Annotated in this window: 24 protein-coding genes and 1 pseudogene; 10 read left to right on the top strand and 15 right to left on the bottom strand. The window is 69.2% G+C overall.

Translation table 11 applies throughout. From position 1 onward, the window contains the following. Window position 1 precedes the first annotated feature (1 nt). Both E1J61_RS15730 and E1J61_RS15725 read right to left on the bottom strand, forming a co-directional pair. Window positions 2-841, bottom strand: coding sequence for a type III pantothenate kinase (locus E1J61_RS15730; RefSeq protein WP_133094987.1), 840 nt, complete (start codon window positions 839-841; stop codon window positions 2-4). Continuing rightward, entirely contained in the window at window positions 838-1,719 is an 882-nt protein-coding gene (locus E1J61_RS15725) for a biotin--[acetyl-CoA-carboxylase] ligase (protein WP_133094986.1), read from the bottom strand. Before E1J61_RS15725 ends, E1J61_RS15730 begins: the two co-directional genes overlap by 4 nt. A 193-nt stretch (window positions 1,720-1,912) precedes the next feature. Here E1J61_RS15725 and E1J61_RS15720 point away from each other — a divergent pair, with 193 nt between their 5' ends. Genes E1J61_RS15720 through E1J61_RS15700 form a run of 5 tightly spaced genes read left to right on the top strand, consistent with a single transcriptional unit; the run spans window position 1,913 to window position 6,877 of the window. After that, window positions 1,913-3,043 (top strand): ABC transporter permease, encoded by a 1,131-nt coding sequence (locus E1J61_RS15720; RefSeq protein WP_133094985.1) that lies wholly within the window; start codon window positions 1,913-1,915, stop codon window positions 3,041-3,043. Beyond that, window positions 3,040-3,894 (top strand): ABC transporter ATP-binding protein, encoded by an 855-nt coding sequence (locus tag E1J61_RS15715; protein ID WP_205751645.1) that lies wholly within the window; start codon window positions 3,040-3,042, stop codon window positions 3,892-3,894. Before E1J61_RS15720 ends, E1J61_RS15715 begins: the two co-directional genes overlap by 4 nt. Continuing rightward, window positions 3,891-4,832, top strand: a complete 942-nt coding sequence (locus E1J61_RS15710) for an MlaD family protein (RefSeq protein WP_133094984.1) — start codon at window positions 3,891-3,893, stop codon at window positions 4,830-4,832. Before E1J61_RS15715 ends, E1J61_RS15710 begins: the two co-directional genes overlap by 4 nt. A 42-nt stretch (window positions 4,833-4,874) precedes the next feature. Beyond that, entirely contained in the window at window positions 4,875-5,558 is a 684-nt protein-coding gene (locus tag E1J61_RS15705) for an ABC-type transport auxiliary lipoprotein family protein (protein WP_133094983.1), read from the top strand. Window positions 5,559-5,578: 20 nt separating this feature from the next. Beyond that, a complete protein-coding gene (locus E1J61_RS15700) occupies window positions 5,579-6,877 on the top strand; it encodes a VanZ family protein (RefSeq protein ID WP_133094982.1) in 1,299 nt (432 codons plus the stop codon). Window positions 6,878-6,907: 30 nt separating this feature from the next. Here E1J61_RS15700 and pxpA read toward each other — a convergent pair whose 3' ends face one another. The 6 genes from pxpA to E1J61_RS15670 form a co-directional block, all read right to left on the bottom strand. Then, on the bottom strand, window positions 6,908-7,648 hold the full coding sequence (gene pxpA / locus E1J61_RS15695; RefSeq protein ID WP_133094981.1) for a 5-oxoprolinase subunit PxpA: 741 nt from the start codon (window positions 7,646-7,648) through the stop codon (window positions 6,908-6,910). Window positions 7,649-7,724: 76 nt separating this feature from the next. After that, entirely contained in the window at window positions 7,725-8,744 is a 1,020-nt protein-coding gene (locus E1J61_RS15690) for a biotin-dependent carboxyltransferase family protein (protein WP_133094980.1), read from the bottom strand. After that, a complete protein-coding gene (pxpB, locus tag E1J61_RS15685; protein ID WP_133094979.1) occupies window positions 8,741-9,391 on the bottom strand; it encodes a 5-oxoprolinase subunit PxpB in 651 nt (216 codons plus the stop codon). Before pxpB ends, E1J61_RS15690 begins: the two co-directional genes overlap by 4 nt. Window positions 9,392-9,511: 120 nt before the next feature. Continuing rightward, entirely contained in the window at window positions 9,512-10,507 is a 996-nt protein-coding gene (gene lipA / locus E1J61_RS15680) for a lipoyl synthase (protein WP_133094978.1), read from the bottom strand. Window positions 10,508-10,547: 40 nt separating this feature from the next. Continuing rightward, window positions 10,548-11,285, bottom strand: coding sequence for a lipoyl(octanoyl) transferase LipB (gene lipB / locus E1J61_RS15675; protein ID WP_133094977.1), 738 nt, complete (start codon window positions 11,283-11,285; stop codon window positions 10,548-10,550). Window positions 11,286-11,450: 165 nt separating this feature from the next. After that, window positions 11,451-11,819: a DUF2917 domain-containing protein gene (locus E1J61_RS15670; RefSeq protein WP_029047785.1), complete on the bottom strand. Its 369-nt coding sequence runs from the start codon at window positions 11,817-11,819 to the stop codon at window positions 11,451-11,453. 249 nt (window positions 11,820-12,068) lie between these two features. Here E1J61_RS15670 and E1J61_RS15665 point away from each other — a divergent pair, with 249 nt between their 5' ends. Beyond that, window positions 12,069-13,025: a transcriptional regulator GcvA gene (locus tag E1J61_RS15665; RefSeq protein WP_133094976.1), complete on the top strand. Its 957-nt coding sequence runs from the start codon at window positions 12,069-12,071 to the stop codon at window positions 13,023-13,025. Window position 13,026: 1 nt separating this feature from the next. Here E1J61_RS15665 and E1J61_RS15660 read toward each other — a convergent pair whose 3' ends face one another. From E1J61_RS15660 to E1J61_RS15630, 7 genes are all read right to left on the bottom strand, one after another. After that, entirely contained in the window at window positions 13,027-14,160 is a 1,134-nt protein-coding gene (locus E1J61_RS15660; RefSeq protein ID WP_133094975.1) for a tyrosine recombinase XerC, read from the bottom strand. Between the two features lie 10 nt (window positions 14,161-14,170). Next, a complete protein-coding gene (locus tag E1J61_RS15655; RefSeq protein WP_133094974.1) occupies window positions 14,171-14,851 on the bottom strand; it encodes a DUF484 family protein in 681 nt (226 codons plus the stop codon). A 79-nt stretch (window positions 14,852-14,930) separates the two neighbouring features. Next, a complete protein-coding gene (rodA, locus tag E1J61_RS15650) occupies window positions 14,931-16,073 on the bottom strand; it encodes a rod shape-determining protein RodA (protein WP_133094973.1) in 1,143 nt (380 codons plus the stop codon). Between the two features lie 11 nt (window positions 16,074-16,084). After that, window positions 16,085-18,388 carry a penicillin-binding protein 2 gene (gene mrdA, locus E1J61_RS15645; protein WP_133094972.1) on the bottom strand — a complete coding sequence of 768 codons (2,304 nt, stop codon included), beginning with the start codon at window positions 18,386-18,388 and terminating at the stop codon, window positions 16,085-16,087. A gap of 46 nt (window positions 18,389-18,434) precedes the next feature. After that, the gene (gene mreD / locus E1J61_RS15640) at window positions 18,435-18,947 is read right to left on the bottom strand and encodes a rod shape-determining protein MreD (RefSeq protein WP_029047791.1); all 513 of its coding nucleotides are present in this window, start codon (window positions 18,945-18,947) and stop codon (window positions 18,435-18,437) included. Continuing rightward, window positions 18,944-19,945 (bottom strand): rod shape-determining protein MreC, encoded by a 1,002-nt coding sequence (gene mreC, locus E1J61_RS15635; protein ID WP_133094971.1) that lies wholly within the window; start codon window positions 19,943-19,945, stop codon window positions 18,944-18,946. Before mreC ends, mreD begins: the two co-directional genes overlap by 4 nt. Window positions 19,946-20,141: 196 nt before the next feature. Continuing rightward, complete coding sequence (locus E1J61_RS15630) at window positions 20,142-21,185, bottom strand: rod shape-determining protein (RefSeq protein WP_008648066.1); 1,044 nt, start codon at window positions 21,183-21,185, stop codon at window positions 20,142-20,144. A gap of 634 nt (window positions 21,186-21,819) precedes the next feature. Between E1J61_RS15630 and gatC the strand changes: the two genes are divergently transcribed. The 4 genes and pseudogenes from gatC to E1J61_RS15610 all read left to right on the top strand — a co-directional run. After that, complete coding sequence (gene gatC, locus E1J61_RS15625; protein ID WP_133094970.1) at window positions 21,820-22,119, top strand: Asp-tRNA(Asn)/Glu-tRNA(Gln) amidotransferase subunit GatC; 300 nt, start codon at window positions 21,820-21,822, stop codon at window positions 22,117-22,119. Window positions 22,120-22,222: 103 nt separating this feature from the next. Then, the gene (gene gatA, locus E1J61_RS15620) at window positions 22,223-23,728 is read left to right on the top strand and encodes an Asp-tRNA(Asn)/Glu-tRNA(Gln) amidotransferase subunit GatA (protein WP_133094969.1); all 1,506 of its coding nucleotides are present in this window, start codon (window positions 22,223-22,225) and stop codon (window positions 23,726-23,728) included. Window positions 23,729-23,730: 2 nt separating this feature from the next. Next, entirely contained in the window at window positions 23,731-24,189 is a 459-nt protein-coding gene (locus E1J61_RS15615) for a hypothetical protein (RefSeq protein WP_133094968.1), read from the top strand. Window positions 24,190-24,212: 23 nt separating this feature from the next. Next, window positions 24,213-24,443, top strand: a pseudogene (locus E1J61_RS15610) (dienelactone hydrolase family protein); the annotation flags it as partial.

The raw sequence follows: 24,443 nt of genomic DNA, 5'->3' as shown, positions 1-24,443 counted from the left end.
GCTAGGCCTCGGCCGACGCCATCGCATGCAGGCCGAGCAACACCAGATTATCGTGCATCTCGAAGGGCACCGCGAGCGCGCCGGACAGCGCGCTGCGTGCGCCGCCGGACAGCAGGCAGCGCGTCGTCCCGCGTTCGCCCAGCGCGCGCCAGGTGCGTTCGATCGCGCCCGCCTGCGCGGCCAGGCAGCCGGCGGCGATCGCGTCGTGGGTGTTGTCGGCCCAGCGCAGATGCGCGCCGGCCACGGTGCCGGCCTCCTGCACCTCCTTCACCTCCAGCGCCGGCAGCTGCGCGGTATTGCGCGCCAGCGTGCCCAGCATCAGCGCCAGCCCCGGCAGGATCAGGCCGCCCTCGAAGCGAGCGCGGCCATCCGCGCCGACGGTGACGATATCGAGCGTGGTCGCGGTGCCCGCGGTCACGACCAGCAGCGTGTCGTGCGGCAGCCAGCGATGCGCGCCGATGGCGCCGACCCAGCGGTCGACACCCAGTTGCGTGGGCTCGCGGTAGCCGTTGACGAGGTTGCCGTGCGCCGCACTGCTGCGCACCCACTGCACCGGCGCGCAGCCGCCGAAGGCGTCGGCCAGCGCAGCATCGACGGCGGCGGCGATCACCGGGCCGGCGACGTTGGTGATCCAGACCGCCGGCATCGGGCCGGTGCCGCGCAGCGCGCGCAGGTCGGCGGCCAGCGTCTTCAGCGCGTTTTCATCGGCATGCGCGACCGCGCCACCGTGCTGCCACGGCGTGGGCAAGCCCGCCCCGGCCGGCAGCGGCGCGCCGGCCTCGCACCATGCCCATTTCAGGCGCGTATTGCCGATGTCGATCAGCAGCTGCGGCACGCTCATGCGCCATCCTCCTGCCCCGGCGCCGGGCGCAGCGACAGCTCGCCGCTGGCCACCCGCTCCAGCCCCGTCGGGGTTTCCAGCAGCAGCTGGCCGGCCTCGTCGACGCCGCGCGCCAAGCCCTCCGCGATCACCTTGCCGTCGTGCAGCAGCCGCACCGGCTGGTCGCGGTAGGCATCGGCGGCGGACCAGCGCCGCGCCATCGGCCCGAAGCCATGGGCCAGGAACGCGGTGCGCATCGATGCCAGCCGCTCCAGCACCGCAGCCAGCAGGCGCGCCGCGTCGCGGCTGGCGTCGAAGCCCGGCACGGCCTCGGCCACGCCGGCCAGCTCGCGGCCCAGCGCGGCTTCCATCTGCGCATCGCGCACCAGGTTCAGGCCGATGCCGATCACGGCCCAGATCCGGTTCTGCCCGGCGCGCACCGATTCGATCAGGATGCCGGCCAGCTTGCGGCCATCGATCTGCAGGTCGTTCGGCCATTTCAGGCCGACGCGCGCGCCCAGGCGCGGGTCGACATCGCCGAGCGCTTCGGCCAGCGCCAGCCCCACCGCCAGGCTCAGGCCGGTGAGTTGTGCCGGCGCCAGCGCGAGCGGCAGCGCCACCGAGAAGGTCATGCCCGCCTGCCCCTGCCACGGCCGTCCCAGGCGCCCGCGCCCGGCTGTCTGGCGGTAAGCCAGGCGCAGCCAGCCGGCATCCGACCAGGGTGCGTGGCGGCACGCGGCGGTCAGGTCGGCATTGGTCGAGCCGGTTTCTTCGACCAGCTCCAGCTTCCAGTCGCGCAGTGCCGGCGGCAGCGCGGCGCGCAGGGCGGCGGGATCGATGCGCCAGGAGTCGGACGGGCCCGAGGCGGGCGTGAGGGAGGATTCAGGGGCGTCTGGCATGGGAAGCTGCGCTGGTGGCAATCTGCGGTGCGGAGTGGTGCGAAAGCTGGCAGGCATGGCGCCTGCCCGACTGCCGCATTGTAGCCGCGCGGCACGTATGCTCCAGGACCGCCCCCCTGCCCCGACGCGGCCGCGGTCGCGCCAGCCGGGCGGGTGGCTTAGAATCGGGACTCGGCCATCACATCGCTAGCCCTTGGAACGACAGACGACGCCAGACTTCCATATCACGCGCGGGGACGGGACCGTCAGCGTAGCGCTGAGTGGCGACTGGACCGCGCTCGCGCTGGCCGGCTGCCACCAGGCCCGGCAGCTGCGCACGCAATTGCACGAACTGGCGCAGGCGCCGGAGCATGCGCAATGGTCGCTGGCCGAAGTGCAGCGGCTGGACCATATCGGCGGACAGCTGCTGTGGCAGGCGTGGGACGGCAAGATGCCGCAGCAGATCGAGGCCAGCGAGGGCCAGCGCCGTGTATTCGAGCGCATCGCCGCGGTGCAGGACGAAGGCTGGAAGAAGCACATGGTGGACCGCTTCAACCCGATTACGCTGTTAGGCGCCAACGTGATGTCGTTCGGCGTGCAGCTGGTCATCGGCATCACCATGCTGGGCCAGCTGGCGTTCGACCTGCTGCGCTTCGCGCGCATGCCGCAGCGCGGCCCCTGGCGCGAGGTCTCGGCAAATATCTACAACGTCGGCTACAAGGCGCTCGGAATCACCGCGCTGGTCGGGTTCCTGATCGGCATCGTGCTGTCGTACCTGTCGGCGAACCAGCTGCGCATGTTCGGCGCCAGCACGTTCATCGTCAATATCCTCGGCATGGCGGTGATCCGCGAACTGGGGCCGGTGCTGGCGGCGATCCTGATCGCGGGCCGGTCCGGCTCGGCCATCACCGCGCAGATCGGCGTGATGCGCGTCACCGAAGAACTCGATGCCATGCGCGTGATGGGGATCTCGCACGGCTTCCGGCTGATCATGCCGCGCGTGATCGCGCTGGCCATCTCGATGCCGCTGCTGGTGGCGTGGACCGACGTGATGGCGCTGGCCGGCGGCATGGTGGCCGCGCGCATGCAGCTCGGCATCAGCGCCGCGTTCTTCCTGCGCGAACTGCCCGACGCGGTGCCGGTGGCCAACCTGTGGCTGGGGCTGGGCAAGGGCGTGGCATTCGGCATCCTGATCGCGCTGACGGCGTGCCACTTCGGGCTGCGTATCAAGCCCAATACACAAAGCCTGGGCGAAGGCACCACCGCGTCGGTGGTGACCTCCATCACCATCGTGATCCTGGCCGACGCGGTGTTTGCCGTCCTGTTCAAGGACGTGGGGATATGAGCGCGCCAACGGAACCGTCCGCGCCCTCCGTGCCGCCCGCGCCGGCGCAGCGTACCGCGGTGATCGAGGTGCGCAACCTGGTCAAGCGCTTTGGCAAGGCCGTGGTGCACGACCACGTCGACCTGGACGTGTGGCGCGGCGAGGCGCTGTCGATCGTGGGCGGCTCGGGCAGCGGCAAGACCGTGCTGCTGCGCCAGATAGTGGGGCTGGAGCGGCCGACCTCGGGCAGCATCAAGGTGTTCGGCGAAGCCCCGGCCAAGTTGCGCCCGGCGCAGCTGCAGGCGCTGCGCAACCGCTGGGGACTGCAGTTCCAGCGCGGCGCGCTGTTCTCGGCGCTGTCGGTGATCGACAATATCGCACTGCCGCTGCGCGAGTTGCGCGCGCTGCCGGACAACCTGATCTGCCGGGCGGCGCTGCTCAAGCTGCAACTGGTGGGCCTGTCGGCGCGCGATGCGGACAAGATGCCGTCGGACCTGTCCGGCGGCATGATCAAGCGCGTGGCGCTGGCACGCGCGCTGGCGCTGGAGCCGGAACTGCTGTTCCTCGACGAGCCTACCGCCGGCCTCGATCCGATGGCTTCGGACGACTACGTGGCGCTGATCCGGGAACTTCGGCGAGAGCTGGGCCTCACGGTAGTGATGATTACGCACGACCTCGACACGCTGGTGGCGCTGTCCGACCGCGTCGCGGTGCTGGCCGACCACAAGGTCGTCGCCGCCGCGTCGATCCCTGAAGTGGTAAAGGTGGACCACCCCTTCATCCGCGAATATTTCCTGGGCGAACGCGCCCAGCGCGCCTTGCAGGCGCTGCCGCAAGCGGGGCAACCCGCGGCGCCTCCCGGAGAAGCATGATGGAAAACAAGTCACACGCGTTCCTTGCCGGCGTGTTCACCATCGGCCTGGCAGTGCTGGTGCTGTTCGCGCTGTTCTGGTTCAGCAGCGACCACGCCGTGCGCGTGCCGTACGACCTGATCACGCGCTCCACCGTGAACGGGCTCGGGCCGCAGGCCGACGTCAAATACCGCGGGTTGGCGGTGGGCAAGGTGGAGTCGATCAAGTTCGACCCGCAGGTGCCGGGCCAGATCATCGTGCGCATCAGCGTCAACCAGGACACGCCGATCACGCGCACCACCTACGCCACGCTGGGCTTCCAGGGCGTCACCGGCATCGCCTACGTGCAGCTGGACGACACGGCCGCGCATGCGGGTGCCGATGCCTCGCCGCCGCTGCGCACCTCGCCCAAGGCGGTCGCGCGCATCGCCATGCGCCCGGGCTTCTTCGAAGAGCTGGAAAAGCGTGGCGATTCACTGCTGACGCAGACCGAGACGCTGATGGCCTCGCTCAGCGAAATGTTCCAGACCGCCAACCGCAATGAACTGATGGCCGCGATCCGCTCGGTGCGCAAGACCGCCGAGGACTACTCGAAGCTGTCGGACGCGCTGGCGCCGGCGGCCAACCGCCTGCCGCGCGTGGCCGAGAACCTCAACGCCACGCTGGAATCGACGCGGCGCCTGACGCAGGAGCTGGCCAGCCCCAACGGCACGGTGCTGCGTACGGTCGACAGTGTCGGGCACGACCTGCAGGGTGCGGCGGCGTCGGTGCAGACCGCGGCCGGCAACTTCAGCCAGGAGACGCTGCCGCAGCTCAACGGGCTTGCACGCGATGCGCGCCAGACCGCACGCAGCTTCGCGCGTGCCGCCGGCCAGTTCAACGACAGCCCGACCAGCGTGCTGTTTGGCGCGCCGGCGCCGGTGCCGGGGCCGGGCGAGCCGGGCTTCAGCACGCCCTGATGTAACAGACGACATGACGACGACGAACCGACGACCATCGCCATGCCAGACAACGACAACCGCCAAGGCCTCGCCGTGATCCCTGCCACCGACAATTCACGCCGGACCATCCGCCCCCGCACCGCCGCCACACTGCTGGCGCTGGCCGGCGCCGCGCTGGTGCTGTCCGGCTGCGCGCTGTCGCGCGGGACGCCGACCGTCACGTACGACCTGGGGCCGTCCGCCGCGCTTGCCGGCACGGCAGGCAATGCTGCCGGCGCAGCGCCCGCGCCGCTGCCCAGGCTGCGCGTATCGCAGACCGACGGCCCCGACTGGCTTGAAGGCAATGCACTCTACTACCGCCTGCTGTATGCGCAGGCGCAGCGGCTGCAACCCTATGCCACGCAGCGCTGGGTGATGTCGCCGACGCGCCTGTTCGACGAGCGCCTGCGCGAGTCGGTGTCGGCGCGCGGCGGGCTGGCCTGGGCCGGCGATACCAGCGTGCCGGGGCTCAAGGTCGACCTGCTGGCCTTCGAGCAGGTGTTCGACAGCACCACCACCAGCCAGGGCGTGGTGCGGCTGCGCGCCACCGTGTTCCACCGCGGCCAGCTCGGCCAGCAGACCTTCGAGGTGCGCCGGCCCGCGCCCAGCGCCGACGGCGCCGGCGGGGTCAAGGCGCTGGCCGAAGCCAGCGACGCCGCCATCGCCGCGCTGCTCGACTGGACCGCCACGCTGCCGCTAAAGTAAGACAGACAAGGAGATTTGCCATGGAGCCGGCTGCCCCGCCGCCCTCCGCACCGCCCCCGGCGCCGGCTGCGCAACCGGCGGCGCCACCGATGGCGCAACCGGCGGAAACTGCGACCGTGACCGAACCCTCCGGCCCGCAGTATTCGCCGCTGGCCCGCGTGGGGCTGATTTGCTTCACGCTGCTGGTGGTGTATGCCAGCCTCTACCCGTTCTCCGGCTGGGTCGACAACGGCATCTCGCCGTTCGCCTTCGTCACCGCGCCCAAGCCGCGCTATATCACCGACTTCGACCTGATGACCAATGTCATCGGCTATGTCCCCTTCGGGGCGCTGGTGGTGCTGTCGCTGCATCCGCGCATGTCGGGCGGGCGCGCGACGCTGGTGGCGCTGTGCGCCGGCGCGCTGCTGTCGGCCTGCATGGAGGCCTTCCAGACCTGGCTGCCGAACCGGATCTCGTCCAACATCGACCTGATCACCAATGCGCTGGGGGCGCTGCTGGGCGGCGCGGTGGTGGCGCCGTTTACGCACGCGCTGATCGACGACGGCCGGCTGACGCGGCTGCGCCATGCCTGGTTCGAGCCGCATGCCAGCTTTGCCATCATCCTGCTGATGCTGTGGCCGTTCGCGCAGATCTTCCCGCAGGAGCACCTGTTCGGCATGGGCGGCATCGTGCGCGAATGGCTGACCGATCCCGAATCCTGGCCGATGCAGGTGCTGCAGATGCTGTTCCCGCGGCTGGAGGCGTGGCAGGTCCACATCGGCCTGCGGCCCGAGGACATGCAGAGCCAGCAACTGCTGGAATCGCTGGTGACCGCCAGCAGCTGGATCGGCACCGGCCTGTTCGCCTCGATCGCCATGCGCCGCAACGCGCCGATGCTGCGCATCCTGGCCGGCCTGCTGGCTGCCGCGCTGCTGATCAAGGCCACCGCGGCCGAGTTGCAGTTCCCGGCCGACAGCGCCTTCAACTGGCTGTCCGAAGGCGGCCGCTTCGCGCTGCTGACCAGCTCGCTGGTGCTGGCGCTGCTGCTGTACCTGCCGCGCTGGCTGCGCGCGGTGCTGGCGATGGTAGCGCTGCTCGCGCTGGTGGTGCTGACCAACGTGCTGCCGTCGAATCCCTATGCATGGATTTCCGAGCAGGGCTGGCGCATGGGCCGCTTCATCCACTTCAACAGCCTGGCGCAATGGCTGGGGTGGCTATGGCCGTTCCTGGCGTTCTGCTATGTGATCTGGCGCTTCGAGCAGGTCAGCCTGCGCCGCCACGCCATGAAGAAGGCCGCGGCGCGCCGCGAGTCGGCCGCGGCCGGCACGCAGGAACCGTGACTGCGTGATTGCGGGGGGCGCTGTCAGTTGTCAGTTGCCGGCGCGGATGGCAATGCCCTCGGCGGTGAGCCGTTCGCGGATGCGGCGCGCAAAGGCCAGCGCATGGGCACCGTCGCCGTGCAGGCACACGGTCTCCGCCTGGATCGGCACCCAGGTGCCGTCGATGGCGCGCACGCGCTTCTCGCGCACCATGGTCAGCGTCTGGTTCAGCGCGACTTCCTCGTCCTCGTGCAGGGCGCCGGGCGTGCCGCGCCTGACCAGCGTGCCGTCGGGGTTGTAGCCGCGGTCGGCAAACACCTCCTGCTTGACGCGCAGTCCGGCCTCCCTGGCGATGTCGATCATGTGGCTGCCGGCCAGGCCGAAGAACACCAGGTCGGCATCGAAATCCCGCACCGCGCGCACGATGGCGCGCGCCAGCACCGGGTCGCGCACGGCCTGGTTGTACAGCGCGCCGTGCGGCTTGACGTGGTGCAGCTCGCCGCCCTGCGCGCGCACGATCGCCTCGAGGGCGCCGATCTGGTACAGCATGTCGGCATAGACGTGCTCGGGGTCGCGCTGCATCTCGGTGCGGCCAAAGTTCTCGCGGTCCGGATAGCTCGGGTGCGCGCCGATGGCGACCCCATGCTCCAGCGCCCACTTCACCGTTTGCACCATGGTGGCGGCGTCGCCCGCATGCCAGCCGCACGCTATGTTGGCGGAACTGATCAGCGCCAGCAGCGCCTCGTCGTTGCCGCAGCCTTCGCCGAGGTCGGCGTTCAGGTCGATCTGCATTGCCGTTCTCCCGGGCGGTGCGGTGACGGGGCCGCGATACCGCCTTCTGTCGATGTGTACAAATACCGCGGACGGCTCAGGCCGCCGCGCGGGTCAGCGTGCGCCGGCGCGCGGCGATGGCCATGCCGTCGCCCTGCCATTGCAGCGCCTGTTCGATCTGGCGCAGGTAGCGGTCCAGCTCCGCCTGCGCGGCGGCGGCCTGTGCCAGCGTCACCGGCACGAAGCGCACGGCCGCGCCCAGCGGCACCTGCGCCAGCCGCCACAGGTCGGCGCCGATCACCACGCCGATCTTGGGATAGCCGCCGGTGGTCTGCGCATCGGCCATCAGCGCGATCGGCTGGCCGGCCGGCGGCACCTGCATCACGCCCGGCACCACGCCGTGCGACAGCAGGTCGGCGCTGCGCTCGGCGCGGCGCGCCAGCGCGGGGCCGTTCAGGCGCAGGCCCATGCGGTTGCTGTTGGGCGTGACAACCCAGTCGGACTGCCACAGCGCCTGCTGCGATTCCGCCTCGAAGTCTTCATACTCCGGGCCCGGCAACATGCGCACCGGCGTGGCCTTGCCGTCGACGTCCGCGGGCAGCGCCCACGCCGGCGCCTGCACGCCGATCCAGTCGCCATCGGCCGCCAAACCCGCGCGTCCCACCGGCAAGCGGTCGCCCTCCTGCAGCGCGCGGCCATCCAGGCCACCAAAGGCGGCCTTCAGGTCGGTACTGCGCGAGCCCATCACCGGCTCCACGGCAATGCCGCCTGCCACGCACAGATAGGCATGTGTGCCGCCACGCGCCGGCGGCAGCACCAGGATCTCGCCGGCGTGCGCGTCGAAGGCATGCCAGGACCAGACCGGCGTGCCATCCAGCGTCGCGCCGCACTCCGCGCCAGCCAGCGCGACGCGCATGTCCGCATGGAAGCGGACCGCGGCGCGTCCCAGCGTGAATTCAATGGCGGCGCACCCGGGCGCATTGCCCAGCAGCCGGTTGCCGACCGCCACGGCCAGCGTATCCATCGCCCCGCAACTGCCCACGCCAATATGGCGGAAGCCGGTACGGCCCAGGTCCTGCACCGAGGCGAGCGCGCCAGGTCGGATGATTTCGATCACGCGATGATTTCCTCGGCGACAAAGCGCACGGTATCGCCGGGCGCCAGCAGGGACGGCGGATCGCGATCCGCGACGAAGAGTGCGATATCGGTGTGGCCGATCAGCTGCCAGCCGCCCGGCAGCACCGCCGGATAGATGCCGGTCTGCTCGCCGCCGATGCCGACCGAGCCGGCCGGCACCGCCAGCCGCGGCTCGCGCCGGCGCGGCGTGGCCAGCTCGGGCACCAGCCCGCCCAGATAGGCAAAGCCAGGCTGGAAACCCACGAAATAGACAACATACTCGCCGGCGGCATGGCGGCGCGCCACTTCACGCGGCGACAGCCCGGTGTGCGCGGCCACGTCGGCCAGGTCCGGCCCATGCCCACCGCCATAGCGCACCGGGATCTCGACCACCTTGCCGGTGGTGTTGCGCGCCTCGCCGGAGGCCCAGGCCTGCTTCAGGCCGCGCTCCAGCCCTTCGACATCGGCGCTGCCGTCGAAGATCACCGTCAGGTTGTTCATGCCCGGCACCACGTCGACCACGCCGCGCCACCCTTCGGCCCGCGCCGCCATCGCCCAGATGCGGCGCTGGACCTCGAGCGATGCGGGCGGCGCCACGCTGTAGAGCAGCGCTCGTTCGGCGAGGCGGTGGATGGTGCAGGGGCTCATGGGATTCCTGGTAGCGCACTTTTTACCAGTGTAGGCTGGCAGCCCGGGGAATGCGATGCGCAAAGCAAAACGGCCGGGATTAGTCCCGGCCGCTCTGACAAGTCATGAACCCGATGCTGCTCAGGCAAACCCCGCCTGATGCGCCTGCTGGTCAGCATGGTACGAGCTGCGCACCATCGCACCCACGGCAGCGTGGGTGAAGCCCATCTTGTAGGCCTCTTCCTCGAACATCTTGAAGGTGTCCGGGTGCACGTAGCGCAGCACCGGCAGGTGGTGGTTCGACGGCGCCAGGTACTGGCCGATGGTCAGCATGTCGATGTCGTGCGCGCGCATGTCGCGCATGACTTCCAGGATTTCCTCGTCGGTCTCGCCCAGGCCGACCATCAGGCCGGACTTGGTCGGAACGTTCGGATTGCGGCGCTTGAATTCCTGCAGCAGCTTGAGCGAGTGCGCGTAGTCCGCGCCCGGGCGGGCCTGCTTGTACAGGCGCGGCACGGTTTCCATGTTGTGGTTCATCACGTCAGGCGGGCAGGCCTGCAGGATGTCCAGCGCCTTGTCCAGGCGGCCGCGGAAGTCGGGCACCAGCACTTCGATGCGGGTGTCGGGCGACAGCTCGCGCGTCTGCGAGATGCAATCCACATAGTGCTGGGCACCGCCGTCGCGCAGGTCGTCGCGGTCGACGCTGGTAATCACCACGTAGTTCAGCTTGAGCTGGGAGATGGTGCGCGCCAGGTTGCCGGGCTCGTTCACGTCCAGCGGATCCGGGCGGCCATGGCCGACGTCGCAGAACGGGCAGCGGCGCGTGCACTTGTCGCCCATGATCATGAAGGTCGCCGTACCCTTGCCGAAGCATTCGCCGATGTTGGGGCAGCTGGCTTCCTCGCACACCGTCACCAGGTTGTTGGCGCGCAGGATGTCCTTGATCTCGTAGAAACGCGAATTGCCGGTGGCGGCCTTCACGCGGATCCAGTCCGGCTTCTTGAGCTTTTCGGCCGGCACGATCTTGATGGGGATGCGTGCGGTCTTGTCGGCCGACTTTTGCTTGCGGGTCGGGTCGTACGCCTCCGCGGGGGACTGCGGGGCTTCGCTGGAAGTGGCGATCAGGGCGTCGCTCATACATTTCTCCGCACGCGCTCAGCGTGCATTTCGCTTTTGACTAGGAGGCCAGGGCCGGGTCGGCATTCACGTCGGCGGCTTCAGCCGCCAGCACGCGGGACTCGTGCGCTGCCAGCACTTCGCACAATGCAGCCGCCAGGCGCTGTGCGATGTCGGTTTGTCGTGCCGCGGTCACGGGCATGGGGGCGCCATCGGCATCCGCCACCGGGCAGGTGGCGCCCGCGGTCGCCATGTCGACCGTTTCCAGTCCGGCATAGCCGCAGGGATTGATGCGCAGGAACGGCGACAGGTCCATCTGCACGTTGAGGCTGACGCCGTGGTAGCTGCAGCCGTTGCGGATCTTGAGGCCGAGCGCGGCAATCTTGGCGCCCTGGTGCGGCCCGTCGGACAGGTAGATGCCGGGGGCGCCGGGCTTGCGTTCGGCTGCGAGATTATACGCCGCGAGCGTGTCCAGCACTGCCTGCTCGATGGCGTGGACCAGCTCGCGCACCATCAGGTGCCGGCGGCGCAAATCGAGCAGCAGGTAAGCCACTACCTGGCCTGGACCGTGATAGGTGATCTGGCCGCCACGATCGATCTTCACTACCGGGATGTTGTCGTCAGGCGACAGCAGGTGTGCGGGATCGCCCGCCTGGCCCAGCGTGTAGACCGGCGGATGCTCGACCAGCCAGATCTGGTCGGGTGTCTCGGGGGAGCGTGCGGCGGTGAAGGCGCGCATCGCGTCGAAACACGGCTGATAGTCCTCGCGGCCGCGTTCGATGATCTGAATCGGATGCATGGCGAGAGTGTAACGAAAAGGGCCGGCTTGCGCCGGCCCTGCTCTGCTCCCGTCAGTCTTGCCGCACCGAGGACTTGCCGCTTGCGTCACGCGGCCAGGCCAGGCGCAGATGCGCGTGGCGCCGGTGTAACGCGGACGAATCCCCGCCCGCTTCCCGCGTCGGCTTCAGGATGCGGCCGCCTGGTCCTGGTTAGGCGTCCATTCCGTGCCTCGAACCAGCCGGCGCAGGCTGCGGTACACCAGGTGCGGCACATCCGCCAGCGCCAGCGCCGGACGGCGCGCCTCGGCGATCAGCGCCAGGCGTACCGGTTCCTGCGCGCGCGGGTCGATGCTGACCACCACCTCGTCGCCGGAGCGGAGCAACAGGCTGCCGCCACAACGCAGCCAGTAGTCTTCCGAATCGCCTTCGCGCGTCAGCCACACGTCCATGCCATTGGCTTTCTCGACATGCAGGCGCTGGGCGGCGTGCACCGACAGCGCGGTGACTTCGCCAGGATTCAGGGTGAACACGGTCGTTGTGAGCACGGTTTTCATCGAAGTTCTCCGTTCAGCCGGCCGGGGGCACTTGCGCCACGCTGTCGCCGATGGGGCAACGAATCCACTGAAATTGGCCCGGCAAGGGGACCAGGCCAGTTAAACCTTGTGGAATTCGCTGTTAAGTAAGTCGCTACAGCGGGGGCCGGTGATGGAATATTAGTGATTGCCCTGACACTATCAAAACGATATATTTTCTTTGTTCTTGTTAGTCAAACTCACATACACCCGACTTCACCGGAGGCAGCCATGGCCTGGAAAAGCGCCTGGGAAAAGGACCTGCCGCGCGGCTGGCACCGCGAGCTGCCGCGCCTGCCGGCACTGACCGCCCTGCGCGCGTTCGAGGCGGCGGCGCGCCACGAGAGTTTTTCGCGCGCGGCGACGGAGCTGTTCGTCACCCACGGCGCGGTCAGCCACCAGATCCGCGCGCTGGAAGACGAGCTGGGCCTGCCGCTGTTCGAGCGCCACGGCAAGCGCGTGGCGCTGACCCCCTCGGGCCGCATCTACGCCGAACGCGTACGCGACGCGCTGCTGCAGATCGCCGATGCCACGCGCGTGCTGCAGGCCGGCAACCGCGACAAGCGCCTGACCATCAGCACCATGCCCTCGTTCGCCGCGCGCTGGCTCACGCCGCGCATCGGCAGCTTTATCGAGCGTCATCCGGAGCTCGACGTCGAGCTGCTGTCGTCGAACACGCTGGTCAACTTTGCCCATGAGGAAGTCGATATCGCGCTGCGCATGGGCAGCGGCGACTATCCCGGCCTGTATGTGGAAAAGCTGCTCGACGACGTCTTCTTCCCGATGTGCAGCCCCAGCTTCAACGGCGGCCGGCTGCCACAGAAACCGGAGGAGATGGCCGGCCTGCCGCTGCTGCGCGGCGAGGGCGATCCGTGGAAACCGTGGTTCGAGGCCGCCGGGCTGGACTGGCCCGAGCCGCGCAAGGGCCTGCTGATGGAGGATTCGTCGCTGCTGCTGCAGGCCGCGTCGGAGGGCCAGGGGATCGCGCTGATCCGCTCGTCGCTGGCCTACAACGACCTGCTGGCGGGGCGCGTGGTGCGGCTGTTCGATGTCAGCATCCCGTGTCCGTGGCTGCTGTACTTCGTCTGTGCGCCGGGCTCGCTCAACCTGCCCAAGGTGCAGGCCTTCCGCAGCTGGCTGATGCCGGAGATCGAGCGCTTTCGCGAGGTGCTGGCGCAGTGGGAGTGAGCTAGTCCCCGGCTTCGTCCGCTTCGTCCGCTTCGTCCGCTTCGTCCGCTTCGTCCGCTTCGTCCGCTTCGTCCGCTTCGTCCGCCTCGTCGGGCGGTGGCGCCGAACGCCGTCCCGCGCGCGGGTGCGCCTTGTCGTAGACGCGCGCCAGGTGCTGGAAATCCAGCGCGGTATAGATCTGCGTGGTCGAGATGCTGGCGTGCCCCAGCATCTCCTGCACCGCGCGCAGGTCGCCCGACGACTGCAGCACGTGCGTGGCAAACGAGTGCCGCAGCATATGCGGATGCACGTCGGCCGGCACGCCGGCGCCCAGCGCCTGCTGCTTGAGCCGCAGCTGCACCGTGCGCATCGACAGCCGGCGCCCGCGCGGTCCCAGGAACAGCGCGTGCGCGTCGTCGGGTGCCGCGCCGGGGCGCAGCAGCGTGTCGCGTACCGCGATCCAGGCGCGCAGCGCCTCCATGGCCTTGCTGCCGACCGGCACCGTGCGCCGGCGTGCGCCCTTGCCGGTCACCGTCACTTCGGCGCCAGCCAGGTCGAGCCAGCCGCTGGACCGGTAGCCGTCGGCGTCGGCATAGCGCAGGTCCAGCTGCACCAGTTCCGACAGCCGCAGCCCGCTGGAATAGAACAGTTCATACACCGCATGGTCGCGCAGGGCCTGGGCATCGGTGCCGGCGCTGTGGGCAACCAGCGCCACCGCATGCTCGACCGACAGCGCCTTGGGCAGCGCATGGCCGGAGCGCGGCGCGCGCACGCCTTCGACCGGATTGACCGTCACGCCATGGCCATGCCGCGCCGCCCACTGGTAGAAGCCGCGCCACGCCGACAGCGTGCGGGCGATGCTGGTGCCCACCAGCCCGCTGCCATGCAGCCTGGCGGCGAAGTTGCGGATATGGTGGGTCTGCAGCGCCAGCAATGCGACGCCGCTCGCGTAGCGCGTGGCATGCGCCTGCAGCACGCGCAGGTCGCGGCCATAGCTGGCGAGCGTATGGTCGGCGAGCTTGCGGCTGCCGCGCAGCCAGTCGAGATACTGTACGACCAGCGGATCGGCCGGCCGATCTGACGACGGCGACGGCGGCGGCGCGCCGTCATCCGCCAACGCGGGAGCGGGCTGGCGCGGCGGCCGGCGTGCGCTCACGGCATTGGCCTCAGTCGCGCAGGCGGTTCAGCGCGGCGCCGGCGACTTCGCCGATCTGCGCCAGGTAGGCGGTGCCCATGCCTTCATGGAAGCGGCGCGGATCGGGAGATCCCAGCACCAGCAGGCCGAACGCCGTGCCCTGCACGTCCGCGCCGGCATCGGCCGCGCGCACGGGCACGCGCAGCGCGACCATCGCCAGCGAAACGATGTCGTCGCGCTCCAGCAGCGCTGCCGCCTCGAAGCCGCTGTTGGCGCCGCAATACGGCGCGCGCAGGCCCTCGGCAAACAGGCGCATGTCTTCGCTGGCATCCTGCGCGACTTCCATGTGGGCGTATTGTTCGGCCACGTTCCACAGGCGCAGCGCGACCGCGGGCACGTCGAACGCCTGCTGCAGGCCGTCCTGCACGGCATACGGCAGCGCGTGCGAATCGGCCTCGGCCAGCAGCCGCAGCTGCCAGTCGTGCAGGCGCTGCTGGGTACGGTCGTTGTCGTGGCCATGGCGTACCAGGTCGGCCAGGCGCAGCTCCAGGCCCTTGTTCTTCTCGCGCAGGATTTCCATCTGGCGTTCCTGCAGCGATACGGCGCGATGGCTGTGCGGGCTGGTCAGCTGCACGGTGGCCAGCAGCTCGGCGTGCTCTTCGAAGAATTCGGGATGGCTCTGCAGGTAGGCGGCAACGTCTTGGGCGTTCATGGGGCTTGGACCGGTAGAGGAAAATTGGGTGGCAGTTTAGCAAAGGGGAGCCGCGCCCCCCTTTCCTGTGCCGCCCGCGCTACGTCTGTATCAACCGCTTCTGCCGCGAAATACTCAGCAGGAGCCCAACCCCCGCCCCCAGCGTCACCAGCGCCGTCCCGCCATAGCTAATCAGCGGCAGCGGCACGCCAACCACCGGCAGGATTCCGCTGACCATGCCCATGTTGACGAACGCATAGGTAAAGAAGATCAGCGTGATCGACCCGGCCAGCAGCCGCGAGAACAGCGTCGGCGCGTTGGCGGCGATGAACAGCCCGCGGAAGATCAGCAGCAGGTAGAGCACCAGCAGCAGCGCATTGCCGATCAGGCCGAACTCTTCGGAGTAGACCGCGAAGATAAAGTCGGTGTGCTTCTCGGGAATGAATTCGAGGTGGGTCTGCGTGCCCTTGAGGAAGCCCTTGCCCTCGACCCCGCCCGAGCCGATCGCGATGATCGACTGGATGGTGTGGAAGCCCTTGCCGAGCGGATCGCTGGTCGGATCGAGCAGCGTGCATACGCGGTGCTGCTGGTAGTCGTGCAGCACCGGCCAGTTCACGCCCGGCGCGCAAATGTCGTTCTGGAACGTGATCAGCAGCGTGATCGCCACCACCAGCAGCCCCAGCAGCGGCAGGATCAGCTTCCACGACAGCCCGGCGAAGTAGATCACATACAGGCCGGCGGCCATCACCAGCAGCGCGGTGCCAAGGTCAGGCTGCTTGGCGATCAGGCCGACCGGGATCAGCAGCAGCCCCAGCGCGACGATGAAGTCGAACCACCGGATCACGCCCTCGCGCTTCTGGAAGTACCACGCCAGCATCAGCGGCATCGAGATCTTCATGATCTCGGACGGCTGGATCACCATGCCGACATAGAGCCAGCGGCGCGCGCCCTTGCGGATCAGCCCGAACATGGCCACCGCGATCAGCAGCGCCACGCCGACCGTGTACATCGGCACCGCCACCCGCATCAGCGTCTGCGTGGGCAGGTAGGCAATCACGAGCATCACCACGTACGACAGCAGGATGTTGCGCAACTGGTCTTCGACGCGGCCCGGCATGTCGATGGCGGCCGAGTACAGCGCGACGACGCCGGTGGCAAACAGCAGGAAGACGATCAGCGAAAGCGGCTTGTCAAAACCGGTCAGCGCGGTCTTGATCAGGGACATGACGCGGCGGCGATCCATGCGCGTCTCCTTCAGCGGGTGGCGTCGGCACCGCTGGCCGCCTTGGCGGACACGGGCTTGACGCGAGGTTTGGGCGCGGGCGCCCTGGCGGGCTGCACGGCGGGGGCGGAGGCCGGCTGCGGCGCGGGCTTGCTGTGGCCGAGGGCCTGCAGCATGCGCTGGTCCAGCGTCTCGACGGCCGAGGCCGGCGCGATCGCCTCGGCGTTCAGCGCGGCGGCAATGGCCTCCGGCGTCACCGGCTGCGCGCCGGAAGCCGCGGCCACGGCGCTGGCGGCGGCGCTCGCGGGCGCGGCACCGGAGGACATCACCGTGGCACTGGCAATGCTGGCGGTCTGGCCGGTGGTGAACACGCTCGGCGTATCCACGGGCGGACGGCCGGCCACGCGCTCGCTGGCCGGGGGCGCCATCGCCTCCAGTTCGGCCGGCCACTTGCCGGTCAGGTAGTAGTCCATCAGCTTGCGCGCGATCGGCGCGGCCACCGCGGCGCCGAAGCCGGCGTTCTCGACGATCAGCGCGATCGCGATCTTCGGCTGGTCGGCCGGCGCGAACGCGGTGTACAGCGAGTGGTCGCGCTTGTGCTCGGCCAGCGCGTGGTGGTTGTACTTCTCGCCCTTGGACAGGCTGTAGGTCTGCGCCGTGCCGGTCTTGCCGGCCGACTCATAGGCCGCGCCGGCGAACACGCGCGCCGCGGTGCCGGCATGCGTCACCGCCACCATGGCGCGCTTGATCACGTCGATGTCGGCCTGCTTGAACGGGATCGTGTAGCTTTCCTTGGGCACCGTCAGCGTGCGCTTGCGCGTGACCGCGTCCTCGACCGCCTTGACCAGGTGAGGCTTCATCACCTTGCCGTTGTTGACGATCACCGAGGTCGCCTGCGCCAGCTGCAGGATGGTGAAGCTGTTGTAGCCCTGGCCGATGCCCAGCGAGATGGTCTCGCCGTCATACCACTTCTGCTGCTCGGGCTTGCGGTAGGCGCGGCGCTTCCACTCGGTCGACGGCAGGATGCCGCGGCTTTCGCCCTCGATGTCGATGCCCGTGATCTGGCCGAAGCCCAGCGGCTTCATGAAGTCATGGATGCCGTTGACGCCCATGTCGCGCGCCAGCGCGTAGTAGTACGTGTCGCACGAATGCACGATCGAGCTGTGCATGTCGACCCAGCCGTGCCCGCCCGGCTTGTCATCGCGGAAGGTGTGGTTGCCCAGCGTGAAGAAGCCCGGGTCCGACATGCCCCACGCCGCGGTGCGCTTGCCGGTGCTCAGCGCCGCCAGCGCCATGAACGGCTTGTAGGTCGAGCCCGGCGGATACGTGCCACGCAGCGGGCGGTTCAGCAGCGGCTTGTCGGGCGAGCCGTTGAGCTCGTTCCAGGTATTGGTATCGATGCCCTCGACGAACAGGTTGGGATCGAAGGTCGGCTTGGAAACGAACGCCAGGATGTCGCCGGTGGTCGGCTCGATCGCCACCAGCGCGCCGCGGCGGTCGCCGTAGAGCGCCTCGGCCAGCTGCTGCAGGCGGATGTCGAGCGACAGGATCAGGTTATTGCCCGGCGTGGCGGGCGAGGTCGACAGCGTGCGGATCGGGCGCCCGCCGGCGCTGACTTCCACTTCCTCGAAGCCGGTCAGGCCGTGCAGCTCGGTCTCGTAGCTCTGCTCCAGGCCGATCTTGCCGATGTAGTTGCTGCCCTTGTAGTTGTCGGCGTCCTTGCGCGGATCGTACTTGGCGCTGTCGGCATCGTTGGCCTCGTCCATGGCCTCGATGCGCTCCTGGTCGCGCTGCGAGATGCGGCCCAGGTAGCCGATCACGTGCGAGGCCGACTCGCCCAGCGGGTACTGGCGGAACAGCCGTGCGCGCACGTCCACGCCAGGGAAGCGGAAGCGCTGCGCGGAGAAGCGCGCCACTTCGGCATCGGTCAGCTGGCTGCGGATCGGCAGGCTTTCAAAGCTGCGCGACTCTTCCATCAGCCGCTTGAAGCGGCGCCGGTCGCGCGGCTGGATCTCCACCAGCGTCGACAGGCTTTCGATGGTGTTTTCCAGCGTATCGGTCAGCTTGGACGGCGTGATCTCCAGCGTGTACGCCGAATAGTTGCGCGCCAGCACGATCCCGTTGCGGTCCATGATGATGCCGCGGTTGGGCTCGATCGGCGCCACCGAGATGCGGTTGTCCTCGGCCTTGGCCGAGTACTGGTCATGCTTGTACCACTGCAGCCACAAAAAGCGCGCGAACAGCAGGCCAAAGCAGATCACCGTGAACAGGGCCGCGGCCGCCACGCGGATGCGGAAGCGGCCGATTTCCAGTTCGACGTTGCGGATTTCGGTCATGGTACTGCGCGGGGCCTGTTAGGGACGGGTGGCGTCAAATCTGGCGTCAGATCGGACGCGTCTCGTCGACATCGCTCGAACGGCGCTGCGGCGCCAGCAGCAGGCTGGTCGCCAGCGGCCACAGCAGCGCCTCGATCGCCGGCGCCAGCAGCAGCGGCCAGCCGGGCAGCGGCGCGCCCATCGCCAGGCGGATCAGCACCGGCACCGCGTGCGCGATGAACAGCAGCGGCAGCACGTGCAGCGCCTGGGTGTAGACCGTGAACCACAGCACGCGGCGGTGGATGGTGATGGCAAAGTAGGCCAGCAGCGTATAGGCCAGCGCATGCTCGCCCAGCAGGCGCGCATCATGCACGTCCATCAGCAGGCCGAGCGCAAAGGCCACGCCCATGCCCACCTTGCGCGGCTGGTGGATGTTCCAGAACACCAGCACCAGCGCCACCATGTCGGGGATCCACAGCGTGTCGCCCCACGGCATCAGGTTGAACAGGAACGCCAGCACGAAGCTGAGCGCGATAAAGGCGGGATTGACCGGCCGCAGCAGGTATTGGGGGTTGGTCACCGTTGGCCCTCCCTGGCGTCCCTGGCGTCCCTGGCGTCCCTGGCCTCTCTGGCGGAAGGCGCCTTGGCCGCCGCGGCGCTGGCCGCGGCCGCGCGTGCGGCGGCGGACTTGGCGCCCTTGACCGGCGCCTCGGGCTTGGACTCGACGGTCTCGCGCGGCGGGATCGCGGAGTCGTAGCGCACCACCAGCAGCTGCCGGTGCGCGCGCACGCCTGCCACCGGCTCGCAGTAGATGCGCGAGAACGCGGTGTCGGCCTTGCGCTCGATATGGACGATCTTCGCCACCGGCAGCCCCGGCGGATAGATGCCGTCCAGCCCCGACGTCACCAGCAGGTCGCCCTGCTGCAGGTCGGCGGCGGCGGCCATGAAGCGCAGGTCCAGCTGGCCCGCGCGCGCGCCGCCGAAGGCGACGCTGCGCAGGCCGTTGCGCACCACCTGCACGGGGATCGCCTGGTCCTTGTCGGTCAGCAGCGTCACTTCGGACTGGAACGGCGACACGCGCGTGACCTGGCCCACCACGCCGCGCTCGTCGATTACCGGGTAGCCGGCGCGCAGGCCCTGCTGGCTGCCCTTGTCGATCACGATGCGCTGGCTGTAGGGGTCGCGCGCGTCGTAGAGGATCTCAGCCGCCGTCACCGGCGTGGCCGATTGCTGGGCCAGGCCCAGCAGCTTGCGCAGCTGGTTGTTCTCGGCCTCAAGCTGCGCCTGGCGCACCGAGGCCTCGGCCTGCTGCACGGCGATCTGGCGCAGTTCGCGGTTCTCCGAGGCGAGGATCGCCGAAGACTGCGCGTAGTCGAACACCGTGCGCAGCGCGTCGCGTGGCACCAGCACCAGGCGTTCGACCGGCATCAGCACGGTGGCGGCCACCTGCCGGCCAACGCTGAGCGCGTTGAAACGGGCGTCGATCACCAGCAGCGCCAGCGCGATGCCCACGTAGAGCACCAGCCTGGCGACAGCGGAGGAGCCTTGCTTGAAGAGCGGCGGAGGAGAGTAATCCATTTACCCGAACGCAGGCCGGTGCACGCATGCGAATGCCGCAAACACCGCGCCGCCCGCGGTGCCGCGCCCGGCGTGGGCACGGCGCCGCAGGGCGGCGGGCGTTGCCGGGGCGATCCCCCGGCGGATGCGGCGCCGCGACACCGCCCTGATCCAACGATCCGGCAGGCCGCGCATCGCCACGTGCAGTTCCTGGTGCTTACTCGTAGGAGAAGATGCTGCCCAGCTTGTCCATGCGTTCCAGCGCCATGCCGGAGCCGCGCACCACGCAGGTCAGCGGGTCTTCGGCGACCAGCACCGGCAGGCCGGTTTCCTCGGCCAGCAGGCGATCCAGGTCGCGCAGCAGCGCGCCGCCGCCGGTCAGCATCATGCCGCGCTCGGCGATGTCGGCGCCCAGTTCCGGCGGGGTCTGTTCCAGCGCGATCTTCACCGCCGACACGATCTGGTTCAGCGGATCGGTCAGGGCTTCCAGGATTTCATTGGACGAAACGGTAAAGGCGCGCGGGATGCCCTCGGACAGGTTGCGGCCCTTGACTTCCATCTCGCGGACTTCGGAGCCCGGGAAGGCCGAGCCGATTTCCTTCTTGATCGCTTCGGCGGTCTGCTCGCCGATCAGCATGCCGTAGTTGCGGCGGATGTAGTTGACGATGGCCTCGTCGAACTTGTCGCCGCCGACGCGCACCGAACCCTTGTAGACCATGCCGCCCAGCGAGATGATGCCCACCTCGGTGGTGCCGCCGCCGATGTCCACCACCATCGAGCCCGACGGCTCCGACACCGGCAGGCCGGCGCCGATCGCGGCCGACATCGGCTCCTCGATCAGGTACACCTGGCTGGCGCCGGCGCCCAGGGCGGATTCACGGATGGCGCGGCGCTCGACCTGGGTCGAGCCGCACGGCACGCAGATGATGATGCGCGGGCTCGGACGCAGCAGCTTGCTGTCGTGCACCATCTTGATGAATTGCTTGAGCATCTGCTCGGTGACGGTGAAGTCGGCGATCACGCCATCCTTCATCGGGCGGATCGCCTCGATGTTGCCCGGCACCTTGCCCAGCATCTGCTTGGCTTCCTTGCCCACCGCCGTGATCGTCTTCTTGGCGTTGGGGCCGCCTTCCTGGCGGATCGCGACGACCGAGGGCTCGTCCAGCACGATGCCCTTGTCGCGCATGTAGATCAGCGTGTTGGCGGTGCCGAGGTCGATCGCCAGGTCGTTGGAGAAGTAGCTGCGGAGAAATCCGAACATCAGGAGTCCTGTCTGTGATGGTGTTCGCGGGTAGGCGAAGCGGCCGGCGCCGCGGGCGGCCCGGCCACGAATTGCTTGGGTGTTGAATACGGAATGGTTCTCGGCTTCCCGGCCCGCCCACGCTCCGGCGCGGTGGGCCCGGGCCGGGTGCTGGATTGGAGTCGGGTTCGGCACCGCCGCCGTCATGCCGCGCAGGCCGGCCCTACGGGAACCTTTGATTAGACCTCGCGAGAAAGTTCGCGACGATGCGCACGAAAATGTGCAGGCACCGGCGCGTCATGACCCGTTGCATTCGGGCGTGTCGTGGCCGGTGGCAAAGGCCTAATCAGAGGACCCAGGTTCGCCCTTCGGGCACCTTCGGCCGCCAGGCACGGCGGGCCAGCCGGGGACCGGCTTGCGGCAAAGTGACGAAGGCGTTGCCAAAGGTCGAGAGCACGCAATGATACCTTATAATTCCTGCTGCTTCGGGCGTTTACGGCCTGAAAAACCCTGTAATTCCGATGGCTCCGTTGCGCCGTTGCAGCGTCCCGGAGCCGCCCTGTCCGACCGCGCGACGCCACCGCCGCACGGCCGGCCGCCGGCCGCTGCCGGCACCTTCCGCATCCGAGCATCCGAGCATCCGAACCACCACGCCATGGCCCTCGACCTATCCGACGTCAAGCGCATCGCCCACCTGGCCCGCATCGAAACCAGCGATGACGAGGCCGAACAGACGCTTGCGCAGCTGAACAACTTTTTCTCGCTGGTCGAGCAGATGCAGGCGGTCGACACCACCGGCATCGAGCCGCTGGCGCACCCGCTGTCGGCCGTACGCGACATGGTGCAGCGCCTGCGTGACGATGCAGTCACCGAGAGCGACCGCCGCGACGACTACCAGCGCCCCGCCCCGGCCACCGAGAACGGGCTGTACCTGGTGCCCAAGGTCATCGAGTGACCTGCGCCGGCCGCGCGCGTTGCCAATCCTTGTCGAAGCTTGCAGGATCTTGCCGCCCGGCCGACCCAGCCAGTACGCCACCCCGAATGCCAACCCGACTGTCATGCCCTTTTCCGCTGATTCCGTGACCTCCCTGCGCCAGCTCGCCGACGCCCTTGCCGCGCGCACCGTCTCCGCCGAGGAACTCGCGCGCGAGTACCTGTCCCGCATCGAGCAGGCCGCCGCGCTCAACGCCTTTATCCACGTCGACCCCGAGCGCACCCTGGCGCAGGCGCGCGCCGCCGACGAGCGCCGCGCGCGCGGCGAGGCCGCGCCGCTGACCGGCGTGCCGGTCGCGCACAAGGACGTGTTCGTCACCCGCGGCTGGCGCGCCACCGCCGGCTCGAAGATGCTGGGCAACTATGAAAGCCCGTTCGACGCCACCGTGGTCGAGCGCATGGCCGCCGCCGGCATGGTCACGCTGGGCAAGACCAACATGGACGAATTCGCGATGGGCTCGTCCAACGAGAACTCGCATTTCGGCCCGGTGCGCAACCCGTGGGACACCAGCCGCGTGCCCGGCGGCTCGTCGGGCGGCTCGGCCGCGGCCGTCGCCGCCGGCCTGGCGCCCGCCGCCACCGGCACCGACACCGGCGGCTCGATCCGCCAGCCGGCGTCGTTCTCGGGCATCACCGGCATCAAGCCGACCTACGGCCGCGTGTCGCGCTACGGCATGATCGCCTTCGCCTCGTCGCTGGACCAGGGCGGCCCGATGGCGCACTCCGCCGAGGATTGCGCGCTGCTGCTCAACGCCATGGCCGGCTTCGACCCCAAGGACTCGACCAGCATCCCGCCGGAGCAAGGCGGCGTGGACGAGGACTACACGCGCCTGCTGGGCCAGCCGCGCGCCGGCGCCAGCGCCGAGCGCCCGCTGGCGGGCCTGCGCATCGGCCTGCCGAAGGAATACTTCGGCAAGGGCCTGTCGGCCGACGTCGAACAGGCCGTGCGCGCCGCGCTGGCCGAGTATGAAAAGCTGGGCGCCACGCTGGTGGAGGTGTCGCTGCCCAAGACCGAGCTGTCGATCCCGGTGTACTACGTGATCGCGCCGGCGGAGGCTTCGTCCAACCTGTCGCGCTTCGACGGCGTGCGCTATGGCCACCGCGCCGCCGAGTACCGCGACTTGCTCGACATGTACAAGAAGAGCCGCGCCGAAGGCTTCGGCCCGGAGGTCAAGCGCCGCATCCTGGTGGGCACCTATGTGCTCTCGCACGGCTACTACGACGCCTACTACCTGCAGGCGCAGAAGATCCGCCGCATCATCGCCGACGACTTCCAGCGCGCCTTCGCCCAATGCGACGTGATCATGGGCCCGGTGGCGCCGACGGTGGCGTGGAAGCTGGGCGAGAAGACCTCGGACCCGGTGCAGATGTACCTGGCCGATATCTTCACGCTCTCGACCAGCCTGGCCGGCCTGCCCGGCATGAGCGTGCCGTGCGGCTTCGGCGATGGCAACATGCCCGTGGGCCTGCAGCTGATCGGCAACTACTTCGACGAGGCGCGCCTGCTGCAGGCCGCGCACGCGTTCCAGCAGGCGACCGACTGGCACCTGCGCCGCCCCGCCAAGGCCTGACCATGAACTCGACCTTCCTCCGGCTGCTCGCCGCCCTGGTATTCGCCACGCTGGTGGCGGGCTGTATCCAGCTGCCGATCATCGGCAAGCCCACGCCCATCGCCAGCCGCGACATCGACCTGGCCGGCGACTGCCGCCGCACCGAGGAAGACGGCTTCCGCGAGGACGCCCAGCTGCGCGTTTCCGACAACACCGTGCAGCAGCTATCGTGGAAGCTGTGGGTGGGCCGGCGCGGCTCGTGCACCTTCAACCTGGCCGACTTCCGCCAGGTCCAGAGAAAGCCGCATATCGAGCTGCGCGCCAACGACGGCAGCGGCTGCAAGCTGATGGTCTGGCAGGACCCGCGCCGCGTCACGCTGGCGCATGCCAACTGCCAGCAGCGCTGCACGCCCGGCATCTATGAACAGGCCTGGCCCGTGATGTTCGAGCCCGGCAGCGGCGGCTGCGCCGCCACGCGCTGATAACCGCAGATACCGCAACCGACATGCCGCGCATGCCCGCCTTCCGGCCCCACCCTGCCAGCGCCAGCCGCGCCGCGCGCCGCGCTGCGGCGGTGATGGCGCTCGGCCTGGTTGCGTGGTCGGGCGGCGCCGCGGCGCATGCACCCGACCTGCCGCCGCCGGCGCTGGTACAGCCGCCGCTGCTGTCGCCGGCCGGCGCGCTGGCGCCGGGCACGGTGACGCGCCAGGGAGCCGGGCCGGCGACGGCAGCCACC

Origin of the sequence: Cupriavidus sp. L7L, from assembly GCF_004353535.1 — a bacterium.
In the GTDB taxonomy this organism is placed as follows: Bacteria; Pseudomonadota; Gammaproteobacteria; order Burkholderiales; family Burkholderiaceae; genus Cupriavidus; species Cupriavidus oxalaticus_A.
Note: the sequence above shows the minus strand (reverse complement) of the source record. Positions and strands in the feature narration are given on the sequence as shown.

Coding starts and splice junctions, on each gene's coding strand:
- E1J61_RS15730 (WP_133094987.1), bottom strand. CDS start 841: ATGAGCGTGCCGCAGCTGCTGATCGACATCGGCAATACGCGCCTGAAA.
- E1J61_RS15725 (WP_133094986.1), bottom strand. CDS start 1,719: ATGCCAGACGCCCCTGAATCCTCCCTCACGCCCGCCTCGGGCCCGTCC.
- E1J61_RS15715 (WP_205751645.1), top strand. CDS start 3,040: ATGAGCGCGCCAACGGAACCGTCCGCGCCCTCCGTGCCGCCCGCGCCG.
- E1J61_RS15710 (WP_133094984.1), top strand. CDS start 3,891: ATGATGGAAAACAAGTCACACGCGTTCCTTGCCGGCGTGTTCACCATC.
- E1J61_RS15705 (WP_133094983.1), top strand. CDS start 4,875: ATGCCAGACAACGACAACCGCCAAGGCCTCGCCGTGATCCCTGCCACC.
- E1J61_RS15700 (WP_133094982.1), top strand. CDS start 5,579: ATGGAGCCGGCTGCCCCGCCGCCCTCCGCACCGCCCCCGGCGCCGGCT.
- pxpA (WP_133094981.1), bottom strand. CDS start 7,648: ATGCAGATCGACCTGAACGCCGACCTCGGCGAAGGCTGCGGCAACGAC.
- pxpB (WP_133094979.1), bottom strand. CDS start 9,391: ATGAGCCCCTGCACCATCCACCGCCTCGCCGAACGAGCGCTGCTCTAC.
- lipA (WP_133094978.1), bottom strand. CDS start 10,507: ATGAGCGACGCCCTGATCGCCACTTCCAGCGAAGCCCCGCAGTCCCCC.
- lipB (WP_133094977.1), bottom strand. CDS start 11,285: ATGCATCCGATTCAGATCATCGAACGCGGCCGCGAGGACTATCAGCCG.
- E1J61_RS15670 (WP_029047785.1), bottom strand. CDS start 11,819: ATGAAAACCGTGCTCACAACGACCGTGTTCACCCTGAATCCTGGCGAA.
- E1J61_RS15665 (WP_133094976.1), top strand. CDS start 12,069: ATGGCCTGGAAAAGCGCCTGGGAAAAGGACCTGCCGCGCGGCTGGCAC.
- E1J61_RS15655 (WP_133094974.1), bottom strand. CDS start 14,851: ATGAACGCCCAAGACGTTGCCGCCTACCTGCAGAGCCATCCCGAATTC.
- rodA (WP_133094973.1), bottom strand. CDS start 16,073: ATGGATCGCCGCCGCGTCATGTCCCTGATCAAGACCGCGCTGACCGGT.
- mrdA (WP_133094972.1), bottom strand. CDS start 18,388: ATGACCGAAATCCGCAACGTCGAACTGGAAATCGGCCGCTTCCGCATC.
- mreC (WP_133094971.1), bottom strand. CDS start 19,945: ATGGATTACTCTCCTCCGCCGCTCTTCAAGCAAGGCTCCTCCGCTGTC.
- E1J61_RS15630 (WP_008648066.1), bottom strand. CDS start 21,185: ATGTTCGGATTTCTCCGCAGCTACTTCTCCAACGACCTGGCGATCGAC.
- gatC (WP_133094970.1), top strand. CDS start 21,820: ATGGCCCTCGACCTATCCGACGTCAAGCGCATCGCCCACCTGGCCCGC.
- gatA (WP_133094969.1), top strand. CDS start 22,223: ATGCCCTTTTCCGCTGATTCCGTGACCTCCCTGCGCCAGCTCGCCGAC.
- E1J61_RS15615 (WP_133094968.1), top strand. CDS start 23,731: ATGAACTCGACCTTCCTCCGGCTGCTCGCCGCCCTGGTATTCGCCACG.